Annotated in this window: 6 protein-coding genes; 4 read left to right on the top strand and 2 right to left on the bottom strand. The window is 30.1% G+C overall.

Annotation, left to right across the window (positions count from 1 at the left end):
* Positions 1-317: 317 nt before the first annotated feature.
* Together D0T87_RS15300 and D0T87_RS15295 are read left to right on the top strand one after the other, a co-directional pair.
* Positions 318-983, top strand: a complete 666-nt coding sequence (locus D0T87_RS15300; RefSeq protein ID WP_203558698.1) for a hypothetical protein — start codon at positions 318-320, stop codon at positions 981-983.
* A gap of 34 nt (positions 984-1,017) precedes the next feature.
* Positions 1,018-1,689 (top strand): hypothetical protein, encoded by a 672-nt coding sequence (locus D0T87_RS15295; RefSeq protein ID WP_163176007.1) that lies wholly within the window; start codon positions 1,018-1,020, stop codon positions 1,687-1,689.
* Positions 1,690-1,931: 242 nt separating this feature from the next.
* Here D0T87_RS15295 and D0T87_RS15290 read toward each other — a convergent pair whose 3' ends face one another.
* Positions 1,932-2,846: a hypothetical protein gene (locus D0T87_RS15290; protein WP_163176006.1), complete on the bottom strand. Its 915-nt coding sequence runs from the start codon at positions 2,844-2,846 to the stop codon at positions 1,932-1,934.
* Entirely contained in the window at positions 2,797-2,985 is a 189-nt protein-coding gene (locus D0T87_RS15285; RefSeq protein WP_163176005.1) for a hypothetical protein, read from the bottom strand. The genes D0T87_RS15290 and D0T87_RS15285 overlap by 50 nt, the downstream gene beginning before the upstream one ends.
* A gap of 980 nt (positions 2,986-3,965) precedes the next feature.
* Between D0T87_RS15285 and D0T87_RS15280 the strand changes: the two genes are divergently transcribed.
* Both D0T87_RS15280 and D0T87_RS15275 read left to right on the top strand, forming a co-directional pair.
* A complete protein-coding gene (locus D0T87_RS15280; protein WP_163176004.1) occupies positions 3,966-4,865 on the top strand; it encodes a hypothetical protein in 900 nt (299 codons plus the stop codon).
* A 254-nt stretch (positions 4,866-5,119) separates the two neighbouring features.
* Entirely contained in the window at positions 5,120-5,986 is an 867-nt protein-coding gene (locus D0T87_RS15275; RefSeq protein ID WP_163176003.1) for a ParB/Srx family N-terminal domain-containing protein, read from the top strand.
* Positions 5,987-6,000: the final 14 nt, after the last annotated feature.

Raw genomic sequence — 6,000 nt, 5'->3', positions numbered from 1 at the left:
AAACTATAAATTCAAATCGAAAAAAAATAAAACCGCTATAAATCATTGATATTTAAATGTTTAATTAATCGTTTCGGGGATTTCTCCGGACACTACTGAAACTTGATAATAAACAAAAGTGCGGCCTATGTAAACAGAACATAGATGAAAGCTATGGTATAACACAAGCTAGAAAAATTGAACAGGAAATACGATTCCAAATAAAAGAATCGTCTAACTTACTTTTAGTTAAAGAAAAAAGGCTGATTGAATTAAAGGCTGCATTTGAAGTTGAAAAGATTAATTTATTTCAAGTACAAAAACAAGTTAACACCAACTTGAAGGATATTAAATCTATAACTAATGAAAAAATATCTCAATTGCTCGTTGATAAAGGACGTTGTGAAGGAGAGATTCTTCAATTTAGAACAATGCTAGAGAATGCTGAAATCTTTCAAAGTTTATCTGAAAAAGAACAAAGTCTCAATGAAGAAAAAGAACAAATAACTTATTTAATAACTCACTTGATTAAGCAGCAAAATAAAGAAAGACAAAGCATTGATGAGATAATAGAAAAATTTGGCCTAAGCTTATTACAACAAGATTTAGAAAGACAAGAGGAATTCTTCAAGGCTGACGAATTTAATATTGACTATAGAAATAACATAGCCTTCATTACAGATAGAAATGAACGATATTCTTCTAGTTCCAACTTTTATTTGAAAACGTCTGCAAGATATGCTATTTTTCTAGCATCACTGCGAATTGCTAAAATGAGATTTCCTAGATTTATTTTTTGTGATAATATGGAAGATAAAGGAATAGAACCCGCTAGAGCACATAACTTCCAACGAATCCTAGTTGACATAGTAGAAAAGAATGCTCCCCCATCTAATTTTCAATTGATTTATACGACATCACACATATTGAATGAGTTAAACACTCCTGAATATTGTGTTGGAGAATTTTACACTGAAACAAATAAAAGTTTAAAGAATGTATAGCACGATTCATTTACACTTTGCTAAACTGTAGTTTATGAAAAAAGGATTATTATTCAGAATTCCCTTAATAACTTTACTTATTATTGCAGCCTCAATACTCTTTATTTTATTTTTTGTCATTCCTAAGCCATATAATATACTAGCTGCACTAGTTTCAATTACTATATTATTTACACTTTTCATTATCAGTATAATTGCTAAAAGAGTAGTAAAATGCAACATCATATATATGCACGATAATGAAGAAATAAAGATTCTGGCTAAAATATCATGTAATATTACCTATTTACTTATTGCATTTCCATGGACTATTGGAATAGCATGTTATTGGATATTTAAAATTTATTATGCATACAATGGAGACTCTTTTAATTTAACTGATTTCTGGGATAGCAAATTACCTTTATTTTCTTGTTTGACAACAACAAGTATCATTCCTTCATTACAATCAACTTTTAAGAAAAAAATTAAAACAGGTAAATACACAGTAGAGAATTATTATTTCCCAGAACTTCTTAGATATTTCATTTTTATATTATACTTCGTCCTTCTCATTTGGAAATATGTTGCTGATAGTTTTACCGACTTACCTGTAATTAATGATACTATTCTGGCTTCATTTGCTGTTTATATTGCATTTGACAGGCTTCAGTCAAATAAAAATAAGGTTGATGAAATTGAACCAATTATTACGATTCATCAATAACAGCGAATTAAGTTTAGATTTGCAACCATATTTACACATAATGCCTCTGGTATTTCGTTATGATATTATAAAGCATCTTAATGAGAGCTTTTTCGGATTTAAGTTAGATTTTCCTATTTTTCGAATTGTAGCGTAGAACTTGTTTTAATGCAATGTCAGATATTTTCGGATTTGTAAGACATCTATGCATAAACCCTTATTAATTGGAAAACTCCAGAATGGAGTTTTCTGGAGTTATAGAATTAAAAAGTAAGATCGTGTTCTATTTTAGTTTTCTTCTTTACTGTCCTATTGAGTAGAGCTTCTGTAAAATAGTTCATTTGGACGTATGTTGGTAGATTACTACATCTAAGATTTAGGTTATAGAATAGAGAATAAGTTTCAGTTAACTGTTTCTTGTTCTTCGTTTCTTCTGGTATACTAGCGAGTTCTTTATCGGAAATACGATACCTAAGCTTAATAACTTTAATAGCTTTTAAATCTCTCTTAGGTGGAATCACTCCTTTACTTAAGCAGTACTCGTATATAGTATTATAAATTTCATTCTCTTTAGAATCTTTTACAGTAAGTAGAAAACAATCATTCAATATATAATATCCATTTGAGATTTCTTCTATCAATTGGAATTCGATACAATGTTCTAATAATTTCTTTACATTACTTCTGTCTTGATGTAATCTATCAGCAATCTTACTAATGTTCGGTTTTCCATTCTTTCCTCCCTCTGTTAAAATCAGATTTGTACCGTTTAAGCATATACTTTTTAAAAGCAATAAAAAACCTTTAATTTTAATTTCAGTATTAGTATCTGTATCTAATTTTAAATAGAAATATCGGTTATCAATAAAATAGTAATTCTCAGGATTTACATCAAAATGATATGTATTAATATTCTTATTCCCACTAATCCTAGTTGTTTTTACTTCAAACAGAGAAGGAAATTGTTTTAGCCTACAGATAATATTACTAACTGTATCTTCTGGTATATCTGTATTTTCACTAATCTTACATTCTCTTATATGGCTGACGCCCGTTTTATAATCAGAGCACAGTTTAATATAGGTGTAAACATAAACATCTGTGTTATTATTGTTACCTCCGTTATAGTCACTTATCTGTTTTGTTATTACCGTGTAGTTCCTCTTTGTTGAATCCATTAGTAGCCATGTGATTACTATTTATAAATAATAAATCTGTATTTTCTTTCTCCATCTTATGATAATAAGAAACACCAAAGTAAGATTTGGCTTCTTTCCTATTCTTAAATAGTTTCTTTGTAGGTTTGTGCAGTATCATATTAAAAATCATTGTTTGATTGACAGTTTTCCGTAGGGAAAGGTGGCGAGCTATATTAGGTAGTGTATATAATAGGTAGTGTATAGCTCCATTAGATTTCCACAAACAGCCACTGCCACTTTTCCACAAACCTGAATTATCTTGTTATAGAGATATCTATTGCTAAAAAATCTGACATTGATTACATCTGTTTCAAAATTGAATCGGATATTCGTATATAAAAAGTTTATTTTTCATCTATATTTTATCTGCTGGAGTAAAACAGGGAAAAATAAGCATTTGATGTTTTAAATACATGACTTAACACCATTTAAAGAGTAAACTAAATAGCCTTCTTAAGAAGAAAATATGCATGAGACCATATTTATTCAAAATTAGCATGTTTGCATGTGTACCCTTATTCCCGTGTTTAAGTTAATCTATAATGGAGTTACTTATTTAAAACATAGTATATTCTTCTAATTCCATTGATTTGTTTTCTGACCTTTTTGTAGCCTTGAATTTTAATCCAGACTCCGATTGATACTTTGTTATCTGCAATTCCTGTTCGTGCTGCCAGCTGTCTAATTTCATTAAATGTGAGCATGTTATTTAAGATTTAAGTTGTTGAATATTCTGGCATAGACTTAAAGCCACTTTAAAATAAAAAACACTCCTTGCCCACAGATGGCAAGAAGTATCTCTTTATTGATCTAAAATGTATTTAATATAATGGAGAATTATCGGCTTTGCGTAAAAAGCGGGGGATTATATTACCGATTTATTTGAATTGTTTCTTTTTAAATTGCTAGTACAAAGATACTTAATTAACCCGGAGTAAACAAACAAGACAATAAAAAGCTTGAAATTTAAAGCTTAGGTTATCATAAAGCTCCCAAACCGGTACATGAGGCTATTTTACCGAGAATATATAGAGAAGGAAGCATTAAAGGAACTTGTTTTCATTTATCTTTGGGGATTGAGTTATTAAATATAATAATATGATGCAAGAATTACCCGAACTACCCAAACATGATAATTATGATGAATATCTGGAAGAACCATTATTAGAATATATAGTGGAATTATGTGATAAAATTTGTCCAAATATAGATTTTGATGAAGATGGAGAAGCGTATCTATTATCATCTCTAGCTCCAAGAACTTTTGCGTTAAGATATTATCCTATTAAAAAAGAACGGAATGAAAATGGAGAAGTCATAAGGGAAATAGAATTGGAGAGTAAAATAGATACTAGCTTTAAGAGCAAATACGAAAATGATGTTTGGATAAAAAGAACACTTGAAAAGCTTAGTTATAATAAAAGTAAATTCTGGTATTTGCTTCTATTTATAAAAGATTATGTGCTAACTACCAAAAACAATTCCTATGCAATAGGGTTAAGCGAGAAAGAGCAATTACAAATACTAGTTGGGCTTATTGCTCAAAATTGTGGTGGAAATGGATCATATAATGATATGAAGGTTTCTATTTCCATTAATAATGTAACTAAGTTTACTATAGATAATGTAAATGTCCTAAGGTATTTAGGAATTTCAATAGCTGATAAAATAAAGGAAATAGAATATGGTAGTATTATGGCAAATAGTCCACTTACTGCTGGTGCAACCAAACTATCCAATACTGCTATGCTTTGGCTATTTAAAAATACATTTGATGAATTACTCCCGAAAAACTATCCTACGGGTAAAGCTATAGGAAAAGAAACATTCGTGTTAGGAAAGAATAGTTTAATTGCTAGGTTATTTTATATATCAGGATTGTCCAATAATGAATCTTTTATGGACTGGAGTAAAGCTGGCAAAGTCTTAGCCAATACCATAAGTAGTTATAGTGAAAGTGATGTAGACAGACATTATAATATCATATACTCAGGTTAATGCGAGTTAAAGTTTTATCTCGGATTTGTTCTCAAATTATAAAAAAATGCTTTCGCAATTAACATTTTGCCTTTTTTACATATAAACTATAAGCCTTCTATTGTTGTTTAGGGTAGAACAATAGAAACATTTTTACCATAACCAGAGGTTGTGTAATTTATTGTATATCAATTGTTTGTGTTTTTTGTTTTTCATTTTTTATGCTTTACTTTGCAGCATTATTAACCGCTGCGTTGCAGCATAAAAAAATAATTATGAAACAAAAAGAAATTCTCTTTCTAGAACAAACAGGTAAAAAAGTAGCTTTTGTAAAAGGTAACAGAGGTGTTAACTCAAAGAATCTGAAACAAAAAGCAGAATCAATCAAGTTGTATGGACAGTTAATGCCTATTATGGTAGTGGATGCAACAGTTGCGTTGGAAGAAGGTTTGGAATTGGTTGATGCAAGAACAGGAGAATCTATTCCTAAAGAAAAAATAGAGGAGTATTTGGTAATTATTGAAGGACAACATAGGTATGCAGCATATTTATTGTTGAAAGAACTGGATGCAAAGAATGGATCACATGTTGCACCTAATGACATACTTATTATGTATTCTCCTAACCCTAAAAGCATCAGTATAAAAAAGCAGATTTCTGAATGCAACATTGTTTCTGTAACTTGGGATGGTGGTGATTACATTACAGGGGCAGCTTTGTGTAATCCAACAAGTGAACTATTACAATATGCTAAAGATTTGGCGGATTTGAATTTAACATCCGCTGGAAAAGGTTATCCTCTAAGTACAATCAGTCTAATAACAACCTTTGGAGATAAACTTACTAAAGTGGTTTTAGCAAAATCAATGGAAGAAGGTGTCTCTGTTTTACCTACTGGTGATGTTGAGCGTGGAAGAAGGTTCATTAAAACAGCTAGGTCTGTAGGATTTCCTGATGCTTTTTTGAAAAGTAGACCATTGATTGAATGGTTTATTGATGAAACAAATGATTCATCGGTAGGACTGGAAGGAGCATTCCAGAAATTAGAAAGTTTCACTCCAGTAGAGGTAGAAAAGATACGAAAAGTAACAACAAGTAATTATTTGGAGATTATTAGAGGGATTTTATCGGCAAAGCTGTAAAACTAAAGAAAACC

This window comes from Bacteroides sp. 51, from assembly GCF_010500965.1.
In the GTDB taxonomy this organism is placed as follows: Bacteria; Bacteroidota; Bacteroidia; order Bacteroidales; family Bacteroidaceae; genus Bacteroides.
The sequence above is the reverse complement of the archived record's forward strand: the minus strand, read 5'-3'. Positions and strand labels throughout refer to the sequence as shown.